Source organism: Arthrobacter sp. A2-55, assembly GCF_025548615.1.
GTDB classification, from domain to species: Bacteria; Actinomycetota; Actinomycetes; order Actinomycetales; family Micrococcaceae; genus Specibacter; species Specibacter silviterrae.
In genome coordinates, this window is sequence record NZ_JAJLOZ010000019.1 from 38479 (window position 1) to 56823 (window position 18345).

The following is an 18345-nucleotide window of genomic DNA, read 5'->3' on the forward strand; positions in this document are numbered from 1 at the left end:
CCGGGATTCGCGCCGGGTCACTGCCGCACACATGGTCAACATGACACTCTCTTCAAAATTTCGCCCGACGGCGCTCTGGGACATGGACGGCACGCTCTTCAACTGGAGCGACCGCCTCAACACCATCCTCCGCACCATGGACCCCGCCTTTCCCATCGTCAGCGAGGGGCAGCGACAGGATTTCGACTACTTCTGGGTTCCCGGCGCCGACAAGGCGACCATCCAGGCTGCCATGGACGACCCGCACCTGTACGAAGACCTGCCACCCATCGAGGCGTCCGTGAACGCCTACCTGGAAATGGTCGACGCCGGCTGGGACGTCTTCACCTGCACCTCGCCCACCTGGACCAACCCCGGCTGCGTGGCCGGAAAGCTGGCCTCCATCGCCCAGCACCTCGGCCCCCGGGCCGCGGATCGAATGATTGTCACCAAGGACAAGACCGTAGTTCGCGGGACGGTGCTCATTGATGACAAGCCGGTCATTACCGGCGCCCACACCCCCTCCTGGACCCACATCATGTTCGACCAGGACTACAACCGTTACGTCAACGCCGACTTCCGGATGACCGACCCGTCCCGCTGGCGCGAGCTCCTGGCACCCTTCAACCGTGCAACCCCCGTCCTGGCCGCACACTGACAGGCATGACCACACCAGCATTCAACGAAATCGCCCACCCGCGCGGCGAGGCCGGCAAATTCACCACCAAGGCCCACACGGAGTCCGCCGTCACCCTTGTGCCGACTCGGAAACCGGACTACGTCGCACCGTATTCCGGGAATTTCGTCCTCCAAGGCCCCTCGACGGAGCTCCCACCATATCCGAGCAACTTGCCGGAACCCAGCGTGTATTTCGAACAGAGCGACGGGAAAATCAACACCTGGATTGCCATCGACGACGAGACTAAGCGCTTCTGGACGGATGATTTAGACGGCACCCTGGACAGCAGCTGCCAGGGCGAAGACCCATGGGAGGAGCTGGACTACGACGAGGAAGACTTGGAAGCAGCCACGGAATGGGCGAGAGCAGTGCACGAACGAGTGGATTGCGCCATCTACGGGGCAACTGGCGATGTCATCCACCAAGCACCAGTCCATGATGCAATCCTGGCCTACGCCACAGGTGGCCCAGCGCCGGCGGGCATGCCCGACATTGATGACCCGATCCAGCGCGGCCACTACCTGGCGGCCATGCGCGATGAAGTGCACCGCTTGAAACTGGGGCTGGAGTCGGCAACGCTCGTCACAGTCGCCGAAGAAGTGCTCCGTGACGTGCCTGACGCCGACTCATTCACCTTCCACGACGACAACGAATCCTGGGTCGGGGCAGCGTGGGACGCGGACGGAAACGAGCTGGAGCCCGGTCTCGTCGAATCGATCAACCATGTCTTCGATAAACACCTTCGCTACGACGAACTGGACACTTATCGGTTCGAGGCCGACGGCAACCCTATTCGCATCCGCGACGCTGCCCGTTTCAGGCCGTGATGACAAGCCCAGGGGCTGACCTGTATTGCAGCCCCTGGGCTTCAATCTTTCTGGCCGCACACTGACAGGCATGACCACCCCAGCCTTCAACGAAATCGACCACCCGCGCAGTGCCGCCGGCAAATTCACCACCAAGTCCCACACGGAGTCCGCCGTCGCCCTTGCACCGCCAGAGGTGTCCAAGCATCCCGACTGGGATGAGGCAGTAGCCAGTATCGTCGCCTCGGGAAAAACCACAGGCGAGGCCAAGGTACTCTTGGGTGGCGCCCTGACAGCGGGATTTGCAACGTCATACCTGGACAGCGTGAAGTCAAACGTGGACGCCGGCCGCGAGGTGTCCGCTGCCATGTACGCCTTTGCCTACGGCTCGCTCAGAGACGTGCCCAAGGCCTTCTTGAACGCCGAAAAGGACCCCGAAGGCCTAGGCAAGGCCCTGGGAGACGCACGCAACCGCATCCGCATCCACAACGACCTGTTCGGCGGTCTCTCGCACACCGGCAAAGAACCAATCCTGCAGGCTGCCGACGAATTCCTTGCCGACATGCAAGAATTCCTGGAGAACTAGCCGCACACATGGAGACCATGAAAACTTCGCTGCCCCGCATCCTCGCTGTCGCATGGCTCGGCACTTCCTTGGCGCTGACCGCCTGCACCCCGGCCTTGAGCACGGTCTCCCTCGATCAGGCGGCAAACAACTCGCTGGCTGCCCTGGCCCTCCCGTCGGATGGCGGCTCGGCCGCCACAATGTTGGGTGCCGTGCCGGTCAAGGGCAAGGCGGCCAAAACCGGCTACACGCGCGCCCAGTTCGGCCAGGCCTGGAAGGACGTGGACCGCAACGGTTGCGACACGCGCAACGACATCCTCAAGCGCGACTTCACGGCCACGAGATTCTCCGACGCCAAGAAATGCGCCGTTGCCTCAGGCACCCTGCGCGACCCCTACACCGGGAAAACCATCAACTGGGCCAAGGGCAGAAACTCCGTCGACATCGATCATGTGGTGGCTCTCGGCCAGGCCTGGGTATCCGGGGCCCAGCAACTGTCCCTGGACCAGCGCACCGCCCTGGCCAACGACCCGCTCAACCTGCTCGCCGTCGACGCCCCGGCGAACAGGGCCAAGGGCGACAGCGAGGCCTCCGCCTGGCTGCCAGCCAACAAGGCGTTCCGCTGCCAGTACGTGGCCACCCAGATCGCCGTGAAGAAAAAGTACGCCCTCTCGGTCACAGCAACGGAGAAGGCCACCATGCTGCAGGTCCTCAGGGCCTGCCCGAAACAGGGCGTCCCCAAGGTGGTTCCGGTCAAGCCGGCGGGGAAGGCCGTGAACCCTTCCCCGAAACCTCCGGTCGTGGCGAAGCCCGTCCCGAAGCCGGCCCCGCTGCCACAGGTCTCCCCCGGCGCCTACTGCTCCACGGCCAATGCCAGGGGCATGGCAAAGGCCAGCGGCAAAACCTACACCTGCAAGGCATCTACGACGGACGCCCGGCTGCGCTGGCGGATCTAACAGCGCACTGCCAGGTTCGCCGCACACATACCGGGCATGAGCAACCACACACGCGCCAAAGACGTCCAAGGGTCCCCCACCAACGGTGGCCGCTTCGTCACTCCCGCCCATCGTATCGACGACTCGATCACGCTCACTGGGGAGCCGTCCGCCCACTACGACGACCTGCTGGCGCAGTCCTGGGTCATTCACCGCCAGATGGAGCAGCTGAAGATCGAGCGCAATGAAGTCCTCCTTCAGGCGGCCATCGCCCGGGCCAAGGAGCAGTTCCCGACGGGCACGGAGCTGCGCCTCGGACACAGGGCCCGGCACCGCAACGGCCCCTTGTCGTTCGGCACCACTGCGGTCGTTGACGCTGACGGAACCCGCCGGGAAGCTGGCGACGGCACCATCCACACCGACAACTGGCAGTCAGAACGTGCCGACGGCAAGAACCTCTCTATCGACCTGGCCATCCAACTCATGGAAGGAATCAGCGCCATCACCAAGGACGGCCAGGGGCGTGAGGACCGATTCGGCTACGACCCGGAGACCGGAGAGACCATCATTCCGCTGCAGTAGGCGAATCAGCCGCACACATAAAGGGCATGACAATGTTCAACGAAGCCGACCACCCGCGCGCGACCACAGGCAAGTTCTCGACCAAGGCCCAATCTGAGTCAACAATCCAACTTGCCGCCAAGGCACCAGATGACGCCCGCAGGCAGCTGAACGCCATTCTGACCATCTGGGAGGGCCGGTACGAGATGGAGCTGAGCACCCGCTGTCGCGAAATCCGAAAGGTCATCAAGGAAGGCGGCGACCCGGTGGCAGAGCTGGAGAAGCTGGCGAAGGAAAACGTTGGCGGCCGCTGCCATACACATGCCGGTGAACCGGCCCAGAGCAGCCCTGACAGCTGGTGCAAGCAGTGCCAGTGCGCCTTCGTCATTGACGGCACCCTCAATCCCCGCCCCACACCGACCGTCTATGGGATCCCGCCTCGGCAACCGAAAACCCACCACCTTGCGCGGAAGCAGCTGGTCCAGGTCGACGACCCGGAGAACGAGCACGTCACCACGACGACTACAGACCTGTCCGGGGACAAGGTGTTCGCCGACGCGGTCCGCAAAGCGTTCAAGGCGCCTGCACGCACAAAGGTGACGGTCACCGAAGAAATGTGGGAGGACTTCACCAACTACACTGTCGAGTCCGGCACGGAAATCACCGTTCAGTGCGGAAAGACGACTGCCACCTACTCGGATTTGGGAATGCTCATGCGCGCCCTGGACGCTGCCGAGCGACCCAGCACCCTGGACATGGCCCGCCGCTTCATGCGCGCCGCCGACGCCCCACGCCCACTGCTCTATGGGATTGCGGCCGTGTACATGCGCGGGGCTGGCTACTCGGCCCCCAAGCCGGTGTTTGGCAAGATCCACAACGTGTTTTCGCAGGGCTTGAACCCCAGCTTCGAGTTCATGTCCACGGACGGCCAGAGGTCCTACATCGAGTTCTCCCGGGTCGCGGCAATCCTGGAAACCTCCGATTCCGGCGAATACGACGAAAACCTGTAGAGAGAGGCCACCGGCCGCACACTGACAGGCATGAGCACACCAGCCTTCTTAGAGAACGACCACCCGCGCGGTGCCGCCGGCAAATTCACCAACAAGGTGCAATCCGAACCCTCGGTCGCCCTGCGCCCTGATGCCAGCCAGCGCATCGAATCGGTCCTGGAGCACCTTCGGTCCGAGATCGACCCCCAAGACATCAGTTATGCGGCGGAGGCCGTGCGGCGCGAATCCCAGTCAAGCGAAACGGTGGCACAGGTGCTCTCCGATTGTGACCGGCTCTACGGCCACAGTGAACGCGGCCAGGCAGACGCCACCGAATCCTACTCTTGGCGGCTGCTCCAGCTCCATGAACGCCGGGCCCGGGCCGCTGACCCCAACCGGCCGATCACCAGCGTCCTGGACTGTCGAGATGTGCTGTATGCCCTCACCGACCGAGCCCATGCCGCCGGCCAAAGCGTGGGCCCCAGTGGGGTGACCCTCAATGCCACCGCCAGGTGCTCAACACCCGACTATCTGGCAGAAATCCAGGTGTCCGCCGACGGCGAGCTCGCACGTTCCGTCAACGGCCGCCGGGTGCAGGCATTCGACGGAACCCAGCGAAAGGCGTTGGCCATGGAAAAATGGGTGGACTCCGAAAGGGAGGCCATGGCCCGCATTTCAGATGCCATGGGACGAGGTATTCGCCCATGAGCCGCATGCCGTCCAGCAAAGGTCCTTCAACGTTCATCGAAGGCGACCACCCGCGCGGCTTCGCCGGCAAATTCAGGACCAAGGTCCAGGCCGAAGCCCCCGTTACCCTGCGACCTTCCGACCCACTCCCCTACCCGACGGGCGCGCGGGCCTGGGTCAACGGGCAATACGGCCGGATTGTTCAGGAGCGGGACACCAACGACCGAGTGATCGTCCAGCTCGATGACGGCTGGCAGGTCCACGCCAAAGCCAGCAAGGTAGTGAACTGGGACCACTACTTGGATGTGGTCATGCCTGGCCTCAAGAACAGCTATGCCATTGACGGGGGAACGGCCTCAGGCAAGGTGCCTGCACAGTTGCTCCGTCGTGCCGTCGCCGCCAACCAAGCACTCACCTGCGCCGGGAAGCAGTGTGCTGACCCGTCCAGTGATAGCCAGTCCAGAGCATGGATCGAGGTGGCTGGTGCGCTCTCCAATGCCGACGCCGCCCCTGAGGACTTCCGGGACCTAGGGGAAGCAGCCATGGGTCGAGACAGCACAGCCAACGGTGACATTCCGGCGCTCAGCGCGGAACGTCGAGCCCGGCTGGCCGGGCATTTCCTGCGTCTCGCCATCGACAGCTACCAGAGCAGTGCGCCGGTAGGACGAGGTCAGGAAAAGCTAGGAGCCCACGACGTTTACCTTGACGCCGGGTTGCGCCTCGCCAGCGGCAGCGAACCCTGCGATGAGAAAGAACTGGCCTCTGCTGCGGGGTGGGCCACCACCCTCATGGAAGCGGCCCGGCTAGACGATATGACGCTCACGGCCGACGAGCTGAACGACAATGTCTGGGGCGCCCGCAGCAGGTAGCCGCGAGCCGCACACATGATGAATATGACTCCTCACAAGGCCCCTTCCCGCAGAAAAGACCTCGGACAGACAGGCAACGGTGGCCAGTTTGGCGCCATCGCCCATCCAGAGCCGGAAATCAGGCTGAAGGGCGCCACCCCAGTCACGGCCACTGACATTTACGCCGCGGCCGGCACGCACGGCCGGTATTACAAGGCTGTCGAATTCCTGCGCCAGCACCGTGGGACACCAGTTGCGGATCGATGGCTGGCGGCCGTTGACGACCGGGAGCACGACCACAGCGAGTATGCGGGCGCCGGGGTTACCCATGACTTCATGGAGGAAGTGGTCGGCTGCGTCGCCATGATGGCCGAAGAGAGTGACAAGGCCCGGGCAGCAGAAGCGCGACGCGCCATAGGACGCATGGACCCTGCCGACCGAACCTACGCATCCCCGGGTGATGACCCTCGACACCTGGGTGCCATCCAGTTGCCAGAGGACGGCTACCAGCCCCGAAACTCAGGCATTCGGGACGTTGTCGCACTGCACGGTGCAACCTTCCTGGACGACTCCTGGGACGACTTCAAAGTACTGACCGTGACCGACGGGCCGCTGTCCCGTGGGTTGTCCAACAAGCAACGACGCAACGCCCTGACCTCCTGGTATCAATGGGCGATTGCTCAGGGTTCGGAGACTGGGGAGCGGGAGTTCCTCGATTTCGCGGACGGCCTCGAATCGGGGGCACAGGCGCTGATGCACGAAGAACATCCGACAGACATTGAGGACGCCGTGGGGATGCTGGGAAAGTGGCGGGCATCCAAGCGCGCCAGAGAAATGTGGCGCCACAAGCTCCAACACCTGCCGAACGAGGAGCAGCGGCGCGGACATCTTGCCGCGGGCATCATCCTTTCCGGAGCCGACGGGTATTGGGGACTGCGTGACAAGCCGGGGATCACCGTCAAGGGCGAATAGCTGGGACGGCTCCAGTTCCGTGTCCCAGCCGCACACATGATGGGTATGACAACCCAGAATCCCATCACTCGGAAAAAAGACCTCGGACAGGCAGGCAACGGTGGCCGATTCGGCGCCCTGGCGCACTCGGAACCGCCGGCATCAGCCTCACTGACGCGCCCGAACGTCACAGTCATCCCGTTTGCCGGACAGGGCCGCCTGTACAACACCGGAACCTCCAAGATGTCACCCTGGCCGGGCAATCTGCCGGCTCCCGAGGTTGGAATCGTTTACTCCGACGCCGGCACCCTGGAAACCTATGTCACCGTCGGCGAAGACCTGGTGCCTTTCTGGGGCGACCCCGAGAACTTTGGCGGCATCACCTGCGGTGCACGGCTCGACCCCGAGGAGTACCCTGACTTCGAGGCGCTCAGCGAGGCGGACCGAGAAGCCGTCATCGCGTATGGACGGGACGCCCACGAAAATGCCACCCTCGCCGTCGACACGCTGACCAGTGCCCTGATTTCCAACCCCGATGTCCACAAGGCCATCGTTGCCCATGCAACCGCAAAGCCCGAAGCCGGTCCAACACCCTACGCCAGCAGGTCCGTCGCCCGCGCCGAACGAATTATTGCCCTCTATGACCAGGGCAACGAATCAGGAACCTACCTGCGGGACATCCTGGCCGATCTCCGGCACTACGCCGACGCCCAGGGGGTCGACTTCCATGCGTCCTTGGACGGCGGCGCCGGCTACTATGCTGGTGAACTCGAGGATGACGCGGCCGGCAACTACGTCTAGCACCACGGCATAGGCAATGACTTGGCGCGCCGCACACTGACGGGCATGAGCATCTCTAAGACGGCACAGTCCGCGCAAGATCAGGCCCGGCAGGCGGACGGTAAATTCGGCACCCAGATCCATGGGGAGGCGTCGGACGTCACTTTGAACGCAGCCCCGGAAGGTGCGTGCCCCAGCTGCGGGACAACGGATGACCTGAGCCAATCCTCCGGCCTGTGCCCGGACTGCCATGCCGAGACCCACTGCCGGGAATGCGGAGAGGCATACAACGGATGCGGGGATGGATACGACGGCTTGTGCCCGGACTGCGCCGATGTTGAATTCGGGGACGACGACGAAGAGGACTCGGACACCGTCTGCGTTTTCGACTTCGGCGACGATCGCGTTGAGATCGACCACCGCGGCGGTGAAAACTACTCGCTTTACGACGAGAACACCAACGAGCACATCGGTGATTTCCAGTATTCCGGCGACCCCGAAGACCACGACAACCTGGAATACGAGGCCAAACAGGCCATCAAGGAACTGTCTCCGGAGCGCCACTGTCAATACCTGGAGGACGCCGAAGTAGACCTTTCGATGTTTTCCGAGGAGGTCCGGGCATTCCCGCTTTCGCTTTACGCAGCGGGCGGCCTGGATGGCGACTTCGAGCCCTACAACGGCGACATCCACGTCGAAGACGGAGCGCTGCGCTACTGGCGCGAAGAGCTGGCGGGTGAGGTGGTCATCGGCAAAAAGGCTGACAATACCTACCTTGTCGCCTACGAGGATGAAAATTCTGTCCGGTTCGCCACCGAACTTCCCATGACAGCGACGCCGGCAGACATCAATGCTGCCATCAAGAACACCGAACTCCTGGCCATGGCGGATCCTTCCTAGCTGTCCGCGGCCCGCATCGATCAATGTTTGGTGTGGGCCGCACACGAATAGGTATGAGCACACCGATGATTACACGCAAGCAAGACCGCGGCCTGCCGGGCAACGGCGGCGAGTTCGCAACCCCCATCAAATCCGAACCTGACTTGCACCTGCAACTGCGCGAACTTGCCGCGGACGAGTCCCTGGACCAGGACTTTGTCGAAGTCCTGCACCACGCCGGATTGCGCGGAACACTGCAGCCCTACGATGGCGACAACCCCGACATCAGCGATGCCGCCATCGTCTTCAAGCACCCGCGTTCCGACACCGAGCTGGTCATCGACCCGAAGAACGACGAGGGTTTCGCCGTCCTCTATGAGGACCGTTACGACGAAGCCAACTCCTTCCGCACCACCTCCGACGAGTACCCCTCGCCAAAAGAGATGGGCGACATGGTCCAGGACATGCTCTTCACCCAGGGCGTCAACAACGCCGTCTACTCGGCCACCATGCCCGACCGCTTCGAAATCCGGGACACGGGAATTCACGCGGACGGCGAGGGAAACATTCACACTCGCATTATCATCTGCGACGACCAGGACGAGCTTGGCGGCTTCGGCTACCTCGGCTACGACTACACGACCGGCGAAGCATCGCTGTCCGACTGCGACAACCCCGACCTGACCCTCGAGGAGGTCATCACTGACCTCTTCCCGGAAGGCACCAGCGCCCAGCAGGGGTTCGACAAAATCCTCCAAATGTCAGCCGCATCCCCATTCGTCCACGGTGCGCTGCGCAAGGCCCTGATCGGTGTCGACATGGACAACCCCGATGATGTGCCAGCAGATGGCCGCCTGCGCGAGATCGCCTTCGATGCCGCCGGAGGCAGCTGGACCAAGACCAGCGACATGAACGACCTGAACCACGATTACCGATCCACGGTCGGAGGCATCGACGTCAAGGTGCGCGACGACTACTTGGGCGCCATCGTCCAGTACGAAGTCTGGGACAACCGCGAGCCCGGCGTTTCACGACAGTTGTCATCGGACCACGGCCAAGACCTGCAGGAGGTCATGGCCGTGGCCAGGGCCAAGCGCGCCGCCGCCTTCCACTACGGCACCAATACCGGAATTCACGAAGGCGACCGACTGCCGTTTGGCATCTCCGCCGGCTCCGAGCGCACTCTGCCCGGCGTCGACTACGTATGGGCCAAGGGCGGGCTCGCAGCGTTCAAGCTGACCGAGAACCGAAACGCCGACGTTCACCCCGTCTGGCGCAACAAGGACGGCTTCTACAACGAGAAGATCGCCTGGGTCATCCCCACTCTGACGCACCACGGCGAGTACGCCTACGAGCGGGTAGCCAAGGCACTCGAAATTGCGAAGAAGGAGTACGGACCCCAGCTGGCCACGGCCATCCGCACCGACCCGAAACGCTACGGCGCCCTGTCCGACTGGTAAGCGCCCTGGCCCGTCACTGCTTCGGTGGTGGCGGGCTTTTGGCTTCCCGGTGGGCATACGGCCGGGCAGCCGCACACATGAAGGTGAGACGCCCCAGCCACCCCGTTCATATCTAGGAGCACCATGACCACCTCGTTCAATGCCCTCCACCCGCGCATCGGGGACGGCACCTTCACCCACAAGGTCCAAACCCCGTCGCCTGTGGCCCTGGGACGGCCTGCGCCCGTCAACCGGCGCCTGCGAGACGGTGCCGACGCGCTCATCGCCCAGAAACTCAGGACGGCAGCGGCGAACGAACTGGGCGATCTTCAGCGCCGAGCAGAAAAACAGAGAGTCCCCGACTCGCTGTTGCCCATGACCAGCCCACTCACCGAACGAGTCGCCGAATGGGACTCCCTGGATGCGGAGGGCCGGCGTCGGCTGCTCAAGGATGCCGGGCTGAACAATCACGCCTACCTTCTTGACAGCCTTGACTTCAGCTCGCGGCGCATCGCCCTGCCCCGCGACGTAGTCGTTCACCTCGACGAAGACGACATGGCCACGGCCTTCCAGGCAAACCGGCTGATCGAAGCGTCGAAGATCCCCGGGGCCATCGCCCTGACATCTGTCGACCGTGGCATCGCCGAGTACGTCATAGATCACGGCGGTGCGGCTATTACCTTGCGCCTTGGCGAACGGTATTCCGGGTTCTCGGCCCACGCAGCAGATGACGACTACGACGGCACTGGATGGATGGACCGGGTCGATGGTTTCAGCATTGGTGACAAGTTCGGCGATGTCAACGCCGCTCGAGGTGTTGCTGAAGACTTCGCAGGCATGCATTCCCACGCCATCCTGTGCCAGGAGATGAAGGCATCCGCTTTCGAGAATCACAGCGATCTGTTCGGGGTCGTTGATGCCGAGCATCGATGCGCTGAGCTCAAGGTTGACGGCGTAGAGTACGACCTGGGTCTGCGTGATTCCGACATTTCCATAAGCGGCGTCACCGTTCACCAGTCCATGACCGATGCGCTGCTCAACCATGTTGCAGCGAACTCGACGGGCACCGACGGCAAGACTTTCGTGGCAGACCTGGCTGACATCATGCGAAAAGCGCGGGAGCGGGTCGCAGCGCTGAACGCACATTAGCCATGCTTACCTGCAGTGCCGCCTAAAGTCCTGCGACCAGGAGCCTCGCGGACTCGGAGCCAGCTGCCGCACACATCGTGAGTATGAAACAAAGCAGAGTACCGCGTGGTGTCCGAACCGGAGGTCGCTTCACCTCCCAAGTGCACCCCGAAGGAGCGATATTGCCCAACCCGAATACCCTCCCCGGCCTCATAGACCTCACCGATGAGGCGCACGCGGTCCTGGACGCCATCAGCTCCGTCGGTGGCAGGGCCCTTATCGTCGGTGGGAGCGTTCGCGACGCGCTGCTGGCCCGCGCCAGCGGCCAGGGGGCGGAGTTCAAGGACATCGACATTGAAGTCCGCGGAACCACCCTGGAGGCCCTGCTGGAGGCCATGCCCGGGGAGGCTGGACTCCACGGGGAATCCTTCTACGTGCTCAACACCAAAATCAATGGCCAGGACTTCGACATCGCCCTGCCGCGGCGGGAATCCAAGTCCGGGCCAGGCCACCGCGGCTTCCAGGTCACGACTGACGCGGAAATGAGCTTTGAAGACTCTTTCGCCCGCCGGGACCTGACCATCAACTCGATGGGTTGGGATCCGGCGTCGGGGCAACTCATCGACCCCTACAACGGCATGGCAGACCTGGAGGCTGGCGTATTGCGCCACACCTCGCCTGCGTTCGCTGACGACCCGCTGCGGGTGCTGCGCGCTGTCCGGTTCGCCGGACGGCTCGGGTTCGATCTGGACCCGGAAACCGCCGAGCTGTGCCGCAGCATCAAGGACTCCTTCCCCGAGTTGCCCAAGAGCCGGCTGTGGGGCGAATTTTCCGGCATCGCCCTGCAGGCACCCCACGTATCCAAAGCCCTGGAAACACTGCACGCCACCGGCTGGGAGGAGCACTTCCCCACTCTGGCTGCCGTGCGCGCCGTCCCCCAGGATCCCAAGTGGCACCCGGAAGGCAGTGTCGAAGTCCACCTGGGCCTGGCGGCCGACAGCGCAGCGGCGATTGCCGTCCGGGACCGGTTAGAGCCGGCCGAGCGCACCGTCGTTGTCTTGGCAGCGATGCTCCACGACCTGGGCAAAGCCACGAACACTGTCCACGAGGCCAGTGGAGCAATCACCAGCCATGGACACGCCCAGGAGGGTGTGGAACCGGTGCGGGACTTCCTGAATGCCATCGGGGCGCCCCGGACAGTAGTGGACAAGGTGCTGCCCATCGTCGCCGAGCATATGTGCCATGCCGGCACCAAGGGCGATCCCTCCCCCGCCGCGGTGCGCCGGCTAATCCGCCGCCTGGCCGGGGACAACGGGCGGGGGCCGGACATCCGCCAGTGGGCGCGCGTCGTTGACGCTGATGTGACCGGCCGTGGGGCCGGCAACAAGGAGCCTTTCGGTCACCGGTGGGTCGCCGTCGCAGAAACCATCGGCTGGGGCAGCTCCCCGTCGAAGGCGATCCTGCGCGGAGAACACCTGAAGACGCTGGGAATGAAGCCAAGCCGCGACATGCACTTCCTCATCCAAGGCTCGCTGGCCGCCCAGGATGACGGAACGTTCAGCGACGAGAGTGGAGCACTGGCCTGGGTGCGTGAACACGGCGCGGCAGCCATTGCCGCAGGCAGGACAGGCTGGGAGACCAAGCAGTCCGGCCACCACATACGGCAAGGAGTGGATCCGGGCGCACACGGCGCCTAGCCCATGCTGTGGAGGTGACCCAGTGTCTTGTGAGGTCAATCACTCTGGTGTAATATTGGTGTAAATCCTGCGTAAGGTGGAGTCATGGCAACTATGTCAATCAACGAAGCGTTCAATGCGACCACCCAGATGGATGTGCGCGAAATCGTCCAAAGGCTCAATTCGCGCCTTGGGGCGACAATTGTCGCCGCCCTCACCGGGTCCAAGGATCGAAAACTCCCCCACCGCTGGGCCAAGCTGGACGGGCCGGTCCCCAGCGACGACTTCCAGCGACGGCTCATCCTTGCCTACCGGGCATGGCTGAGCGTTGCCGGCGCCGAGGGCGACTCAGTGGGGCGGATGTGGTTTATTGGAGCCAACCCCTTCCTCGGAGAGGACACCCCGATGACGGCGATCCGCGAAGACCGGGCCGCCGACGTCATGGGCGCCGTGGCAGCCCTGATCGATGACCGGCAGGACGTGTAGGTGCCCGAGCGGCAATGCCAGAAGACGGGACTGTGGCTCGTTCCGGCACCCATGATTGGCCACCGCGTTGCCTCCGACGCATATGGGCCCCTCGATCCCCCGGCTCGGGCGGCCAGCCCCCGGTCCCAATGGAATCGCTACGATACGGTAGGCTCCACGGTCTACGTGGCAGAGACGCCACTTGTCGCCTTCCTGGAGATGATCTCGGCATTCGCACTTCCGCTCGGTGCCTCGTCCTCACTGCACAAGGACGCCGATGCCCTCGGGCTGTCGCTGGCCGAATTCTTGGACGCCATCGCCAAGGACTGGAAAGACCAGGGCTTCTACGGAACCGGGCACCTTCCACCAGAGTGGGCCAACAAGCGCAGCATTTACCGTTTGCAAGTAACCGGCCCCGGCTGGTGGGTGGACGTCGAACACCCGGACTCAATTGCGGCCATCCGAAATGCCCTGGGCCCCATCCTTCACGCCGAAACAGGGTTAGACCACCTGGACACCGGGATCCTGCGCGGGGGCTCACGCGACGTGACAACCCGCATCGCCTCCTGGGTCAGGGCGTCGACTCTCGACGACGGCTCCCTGCCCTTGGGGCTTCGCTACGGCAGCAAGCACGGGGGCGGGTGCAGCTGGGCCTACTGGCTCCGCCGCCGCGACGATGGGTTCGGCGACGACCGGATGGTTGCCGACATGGGAAATGAGATCACACCCTCGACGAAGGGGTACCGAGAGGCAATGGGTCTGCTCAACCTCGACGCCTAACATCCTGGATGGCGCCCTTTATGTCCGTGGAACGTGACGATCCGGTCCGCACACATGGAATCCATGACCAACTATTCGAAAAACCCCGGCAGCGTCCGGCTTGACCTCTTTGCCCCCGACGGGTCGTGGCATTCGACGGAGGCGCTGGACATGACCGACTTTCACGACGCCGGACAGAAGGCCGAAGCGGCAGTCCACAGGGCAATGTCATCCGCCGGCATCACCCTTGCCGAGGGGTGGAAGTGCGTTGTCCTGGATCCATATCACCGACAGGGGCAGCCGGTCCTCATCCAGCAGGGCTCCGGCTCGGACAAGGTGTCGGCTGAGCCTCCTGCCGCCGTCAACGAGCTCTTGTCCACCCTGGACCTGTACTTGGGCCGCTATGAGTGGCTCCGCCTCGACTCAAGCCAGCGTGAGCTTTTCGCGGACGCCATCGACGCCCATTACGCCGCCAGCAATGACGCCGAGGAACACCGCAAGGACCGGTGGTGGCGCGATGACTCCCCTGTGGCACAGGAGGAGCCCACCGATCAGGACCTGGACGGGCTGCTGGTCCAGTTCGCCGCAGAACTGGCCGCCCACCGCCGCTTCGCCGCCATGGGGCACCGCGGGCTCACCTTCGCCGAATGGAACCAGACGGACCCGGACTTCCCGCGCACCCTGGAATTCAGCGAGCTGACCCGCTCGATGTCCGAGATGGGGATGCTGGCCTGGCCCCTGGACACGGCAGAGGATGGCGTCTTGTGGACGGTCGAGGCGCACAACAGGACTGTCCCCTTCGGCGCCGACTGCAGGGGCGCCGTGGAGTATGTGAACCGCATGCGACGGAAGAGAGAGCGAGCCCTACTCTCCTGGTCTTTCCAGGCCTGACACCATCGCAGGCAGCAGAAAGCCACCCCAACAACTTGGGGTGTTTTTCTTTGCCTGGCCTACTGGTTCAGCGCCTTGCGCAGCTTGGAGTGAAGCTTCGGTTCGGCCAGGGACGCGGTGCGCAGCTTCCCAAAGAACTCCCCGGCATCAGTGCCGCCGCCGATGTCGGAGAGGACGGCGTGGACCTTGTCGGGGTCCGCGGTGCGGGTACGGCGCACCCTGCTCAGGTAGGCGCTCTCCCCGGTGGCGTAGTTGTGGGTGAGTTGGCCTTGGACGCCGGAATCTTCCTGCAGGTTGATGTAGGCCTCCGGTTCGTCCTGGGGGTTGATCATCAGGGCAGTCGAGTTGTACCGGTGGCTCTCACCGTCACGCAGGCCCACAGAGGCGGCCGCCGCCTCCTGGGCGTCGTGGTGGAGTGTCCACGGACCGGGCACGCTCAGGAGCGCGTTGCGCGTGCAACGCTCCAACCCAGGCTCTTTGACGGCAGTTTCCCGCAGGCGGGTGAACAGGCCGGCCGGGTCACCGAACCAGTCCGGAGCAATGTCGGCCACGGCGGCCTGGATTGATTCACTGTCGGCCGTGCTGTTGTCTCCGGTGCGGTCGGTGAGGCTCGTGACGTTGGAGTGGTAGTCGTGGGCCAGGCGCACCAGCTTGCCCGTCTTGCGGTTGCTGAGGACTATGACGCCTTCGAGGGGTTTCCCGGGCACCGCCTGGAGGGAGACATGGCTGAATGAGTAGGTGCTCCCGGATCGGAGGCCTGTGCGTTCGGCCGCAACCTCCTCGGCCCGTGTATGAGCCTCCCAGATGTGGTCGCCCGCGACCGTGGCCAGGATTGGAGGCCGAAGGGCCACGCCCTGGCCCGCCTCGGCGTGGCTGGTTGCGGCGAACTGGCCGCCGGTGGGGATGCCCCGGGGCTGGCGGGGGATCACGCGGCGGCCTGCTGTACGCTGCGAGAGCGCTCCAGCGCCTTTTCAAGGTTGCTGCTGGCCACCAGCCGCTGGCGTTCGCACTCCTTGGCCAACGAGGGAAACAGGCGGGAGATCTCGCCCAGGCACTTCAACTTGATCTCCTTGTTGTAGGCGCTGCGCAGGTCCCCGGTGTTGAATCGGTTGCGCATCAGAGACCTGTCGTATTCGGTGTGGTTGTGGCGGATGTGGTTGACGGTGATGCGATCCAGGTTGTCGGGGTGCATCCGTTCGAATGCGGTGACAGTGCGTCCCAGCCGGGCGGCCACATCCACGCGGTGGGCCTCGTAGGCGGAGTGCCGCAACTCGTCGAGCGTGCACCCGGCATGGATGGTGACCTTGAGTGCCTTGGTAGCCCGGCGGATTTTGTCGTGTTCGGACTGGCCGGCCAGGCGCACGGAGCGCCGCAGTTCCGGATTGGCGGAGCGGTACGCCCCGATGCGCCCTCTGCCTTTTCGCACACGCTCTACCGGGTCCGTGTCCGTATCCAGATATGCCTGGAAGCGAGGAGGAATGTGCATGGCGGGATCCTTTGCTGCTTGAGGTGGGTGGCTAGGCGGCGAGCAGGTCGTGTTCGGCGCTGGGGATGGTGGCCCCGGAGAGTTCACAAATCGCACAGACGGTGTAGGCGCCGTTCTTGTCCCGGTGTCCTCCGCTGCAGGCAATGCAGATGAGTTCGGGAGCTTGCACTTCGATTCCTCTCATATTCACCATGTGTGCGGCTCCCGCGAAAAAGTGCAGCCCGGACCAGAACTTCGATCCGGGCCGCACCATGCAAGGGTCAGACAGCCACGGGCTGCGGATGGTCAAGACCATGGGACGGGGCCGCCACCGGGTCGTGGCCGGGGGCCGGTGCCACGACTAGCCTGGTGGCAGGTACCGGCTTCACGGCCCGCCGAGGGACGGTGACCTTCCGCCCCGGCTTGCCGGCTGACTTTTGGACCAGAACGACGGTCAGGTGCGTGATGGCCAGCAAAACCACCGGGGGCATGGACGCAACGACAGCCGAAACAATGGGCGGCACGGTGCCATGGATTTGATCGACGGACAGAATGGCATGGACGGCATTGGCCGCGGTGGAAACGACAGCACCGAAAAACAGCAGCGTCCAGGGATAGGCGAGTGTCTTGCGGTCGTGCCCGGACAGGGCAACGATTGCCACCGTGGCTGCGACAATGAGACCGTCAACGATGATGGGCCAGATCCATGCCAGTGAACGGTCGATCCCGGACCGTCCAGCCAAGTCGGTCAACGAAGCGAAGGAGAGGATGAAAGCGCCTACGGCGATGACGACGGTTGCGGCGAAGCCGGTCAAGACAATCGGGCGGCCGAGGGGGTTGGCGTTTTTGGTCATATCCGCCATGTGTGCGGACCCCATCATTAATCGATCCTGCCCAGAGGGCGTCCCGCCCGCCTCAGTGCCAGCCTGGCCAACAAGGCCGGATTGTTGGAGGCTGCAAGGGTTGCGCGGGAATCATCGAACCGTGCGGATGCGGCCGCCCGGTAGGCAGCCGCAACGTCCGCCGGCACTGAGCCGACCACCGGATGCGGAGAAAGCAGCTTGGTTCTCAGCGCCGCAGCCGGGCGCCGCGACATTTTGACACCGGACGCTTCCATGGTGGACCAGGGCCGGCCGAGTGGCACCACACCTTCAGGACCGACGGTGGCGTAGCCCAGGTGCGCCCGTCGCTCCCCGGCGTCCGTGATGAGGGTGTGCAAGGGCCGGCCGGAGTCGGCCGACTGCAACGACCCTGCGAGTAACAGCCGGTCGGAAGCCGTATACGGAGCTTCCCGCAGTGGGATGGGCGTTGGGCCTGCAACAGCGGCCAGGCACTTGGCCATGGAACCGGCGTCCAGGAAGGCCTCGCCCTTGACCTCCAACCAGAGCCGGTGCTGGGGCAGGTAGAAGTCAGGGAGGTAGTACAGCTCTGGCCCGACCTGGTAGTGGCTTGGCTCGTAGTCCCAGTTGATCTCCAGGAGGTCCAGAAGGATGGCCCAGCGTGCTTCCAGGCGGGACCGGAAGATGCGCCCCGAGTAGGAGGCTTCCAGGGCCTTCGGCCGCGGTGTCCGGGACACGCGCCTGCGAGGAGTTGTCGAAGATGGTTCCCGTCGACGGGGACGTTGCTTGTCAGAGGGCTTCCGTCGGGACGTGGCAGATGCCGTCGACTTGCGACGAGCGGTTGATGTGGTTCCTGTGGGCTTCGCTGGCATGTCCCCTCCTCACACGAAAACATGCGTAGATGATCGGCGACCGGGCACCTGGACGAGCCCACCAGGGGTTCCCACCGTGCCCACCACTGTCCCACCACCAGGTGGGCTGGTGACTTCGTTGGATTCTAGGGGATTTTGGACCTATATATCTA

The 18345-nt window shown here is 63.9% G+C and carries 22 protein-coding genes; 17 read left to right on the forward strand and 5 right to left on the reverse strand.

Annotated features, from left to right (window positions below):
- Window positions 1-40 precede the first annotated feature (40 nt).
- From LPN03_RS07325 to LPN03_RS07405, 17 genes are all read left to right on the forward strand, one after another.
- Window positions 41-637 (forward strand): 5' nucleotidase, NT5C type, encoded by a 597-nt coding sequence (locus tag LPN03_RS07325; protein ID WP_262453754.1) that lies wholly within the window; start codon window positions 41-43, stop codon window positions 635-637.
- Between the two features lie 5 nt (window positions 638-642).
- The gene (locus LPN03_RS07330; protein WP_262453755.1) at window positions 643-1485 is read left to right on the forward strand and encodes a hypothetical protein; all 843 of its coding nucleotides are present in this window, start codon (window positions 643-645) and stop codon (window positions 1483-1485) included.
- Between the two features lie 70 nt (window positions 1486-1555).
- On the forward strand, window positions 1556-2050 hold the full coding sequence (locus LPN03_RS07335; RefSeq protein WP_262453756.1) for a hypothetical protein: 495 nt from the start codon (window positions 1556-1558) through the stop codon (window positions 2048-2050).
- A 17-nt stretch (window positions 2051-2067) separates the two neighbouring features.
- Complete coding sequence (locus tag LPN03_RS07340) at window positions 2068-2985, forward strand: HNH endonuclease family protein (RefSeq protein ID WP_262453757.1); 918 nt, start codon at window positions 2068-2070, stop codon at window positions 2983-2985.
- 36 nt (window positions 2986-3021) lie between these two features.
- Window positions 3022-3546: a hypothetical protein gene (locus tag LPN03_RS07345; protein ID WP_262453758.1), complete on the forward strand. Its 525-nt coding sequence runs from the start codon at window positions 3022-3024 to the stop codon at window positions 3544-3546.
- A 26-nt stretch (window positions 3547-3572) separates the two neighbouring features.
- Window positions 3573-4535: a hypothetical protein gene (locus tag LPN03_RS07350; protein WP_262453759.1), complete on the forward strand. Its 963-nt coding sequence runs from the start codon at window positions 3573-3575 to the stop codon at window positions 4533-4535.
- A 30-nt stretch (window positions 4536-4565) separates the two neighbouring features.
- Window positions 4566-5222 (forward strand): hypothetical protein, encoded by a 657-nt coding sequence (locus tag LPN03_RS07355; protein ID WP_262453760.1) that lies wholly within the window; start codon window positions 4566-4568, stop codon window positions 5220-5222.
- Window positions 5219-6070: a hypothetical protein gene (locus LPN03_RS07360; protein WP_262453761.1), complete on the forward strand. Its 852-nt coding sequence runs from the start codon at window positions 5219-5221 to the stop codon at window positions 6068-6070. The genes LPN03_RS07355 and LPN03_RS07360 overlap by 4 nt, the downstream gene beginning before the upstream one ends.
- Window positions 6071-6094: 24 nt before the next feature.
- Window positions 6095-7021: a hypothetical protein gene (locus tag LPN03_RS07365; RefSeq protein WP_262453762.1), complete on the forward strand. Its 927-nt coding sequence runs from the start codon at window positions 6095-6097 to the stop codon at window positions 7019-7021.
- A 45-nt stretch (window positions 7022-7066) separates the two neighbouring features.
- Window positions 7067-7801, forward strand: coding sequence for a hypothetical protein (locus LPN03_RS07370; RefSeq protein WP_262453763.1), 735 nt, complete (start codon window positions 7067-7069; stop codon window positions 7799-7801).
- Between the two features lie 45 nt (window positions 7802-7846).
- On the forward strand, window positions 7847-8680 hold the full coding sequence (locus tag LPN03_RS07375) for a hypothetical protein (protein WP_262453764.1): 834 nt from the start codon (window positions 7847-7849) through the stop codon (window positions 8678-8680).
- A 65-nt stretch (window positions 8681-8745) separates the two neighbouring features.
- On the forward strand, window positions 8746-10119 hold the full coding sequence (locus tag LPN03_RS07380) for a DUF7007 domain-containing protein (protein WP_262453765.1): 1374 nt from the start codon (window positions 8746-8748) through the stop codon (window positions 10117-10119).
- Between the two features lie 123 nt (window positions 10120-10242).
- Window positions 10243-11247, forward strand: coding sequence for a hypothetical protein (locus LPN03_RS07385; RefSeq protein WP_262453766.1), 1005 nt, complete (start codon window positions 10243-10245; stop codon window positions 11245-11247).
- A gap of 161 nt (window positions 11248-11408) precedes the next feature.
- Entirely contained in the window at window positions 11409-12923 is a 1515-nt protein-coding gene (locus LPN03_RS07390) for a CCA tRNA nucleotidyltransferase (RefSeq protein WP_262453767.1), read from the forward strand.
- Between the two features lie 84 nt (window positions 12924-13007).
- Window positions 13008-13388 carry a hypothetical protein gene (locus LPN03_RS07395; RefSeq protein ID WP_262453768.1) on the forward strand — a complete coding sequence of 127 codons (381 nt, stop codon included), beginning with the start codon at window positions 13008-13010 and terminating at the stop codon, window positions 13386-13388.
- A gap of 165 nt (window positions 13389-13553) precedes the next feature.
- Window positions 13554-14147: a hypothetical protein gene (locus LPN03_RS07400; protein WP_262453769.1), complete on the forward strand. Its 594-nt coding sequence runs from the start codon at window positions 13554-13556 to the stop codon at window positions 14145-14147.
- 63 nt (window positions 14148-14210) lie between these two features.
- Complete coding sequence (locus LPN03_RS07405) at window positions 14211-15017, forward strand: hypothetical protein (RefSeq protein ID WP_262453770.1); 807 nt, start codon at window positions 14211-14213, stop codon at window positions 15015-15017.
- Between the two features lie 59 nt (window positions 15018-15076).
- Here the strand turns inward: LPN03_RS07405 and LPN03_RS07410 are convergent, their stop codons facing one another.
- The 5 genes from LPN03_RS07410 to LPN03_RS07430 all read right to left on the reverse strand — a co-directional run bounded on the left by LPN03_RS07410 (window position 15077) and on the right by LPN03_RS07430 (window position 18058).
- Complete coding sequence (locus LPN03_RS07410; RefSeq protein WP_262453771.1) at window positions 15077-15946, reverse strand: hypothetical protein; 870 nt, start codon at window positions 15944-15946, stop codon at window positions 15077-15079.
- Entirely contained in the window at window positions 15943-16503 is a 561-nt protein-coding gene (locus tag LPN03_RS07415; protein WP_262453772.1) for a hypothetical protein, read from the reverse strand. Before LPN03_RS07415 ends, LPN03_RS07410 begins: the two co-directional genes overlap by 4 nt.
- 31 nt (window positions 16504-16534) lie before the next feature.
- Entirely contained in the window at window positions 16535-16672 is a 138-nt protein-coding gene (locus LPN03_RS07420; protein ID WP_262453773.1) for a hypothetical protein, read from the reverse strand.
- A 91-nt stretch (window positions 16673-16763) separates the two neighbouring features.
- Complete coding sequence (locus LPN03_RS07425) at window positions 16764-17363, reverse strand: DUF2637 domain-containing protein (protein ID WP_262453774.1); 600 nt, start codon at window positions 17361-17363, stop codon at window positions 16764-16766.
- Window positions 17363-18058: a hypothetical protein gene (locus LPN03_RS07430; RefSeq protein ID WP_262453775.1), complete on the reverse strand. Its 696-nt coding sequence runs from the start codon at window positions 18056-18058 to the stop codon at window positions 17363-17365. The genes LPN03_RS07425 and LPN03_RS07430 overlap by 1 nt, the downstream gene beginning before the upstream one ends.
- Window positions 18059-18345: the final 287 nt, after the last annotated feature.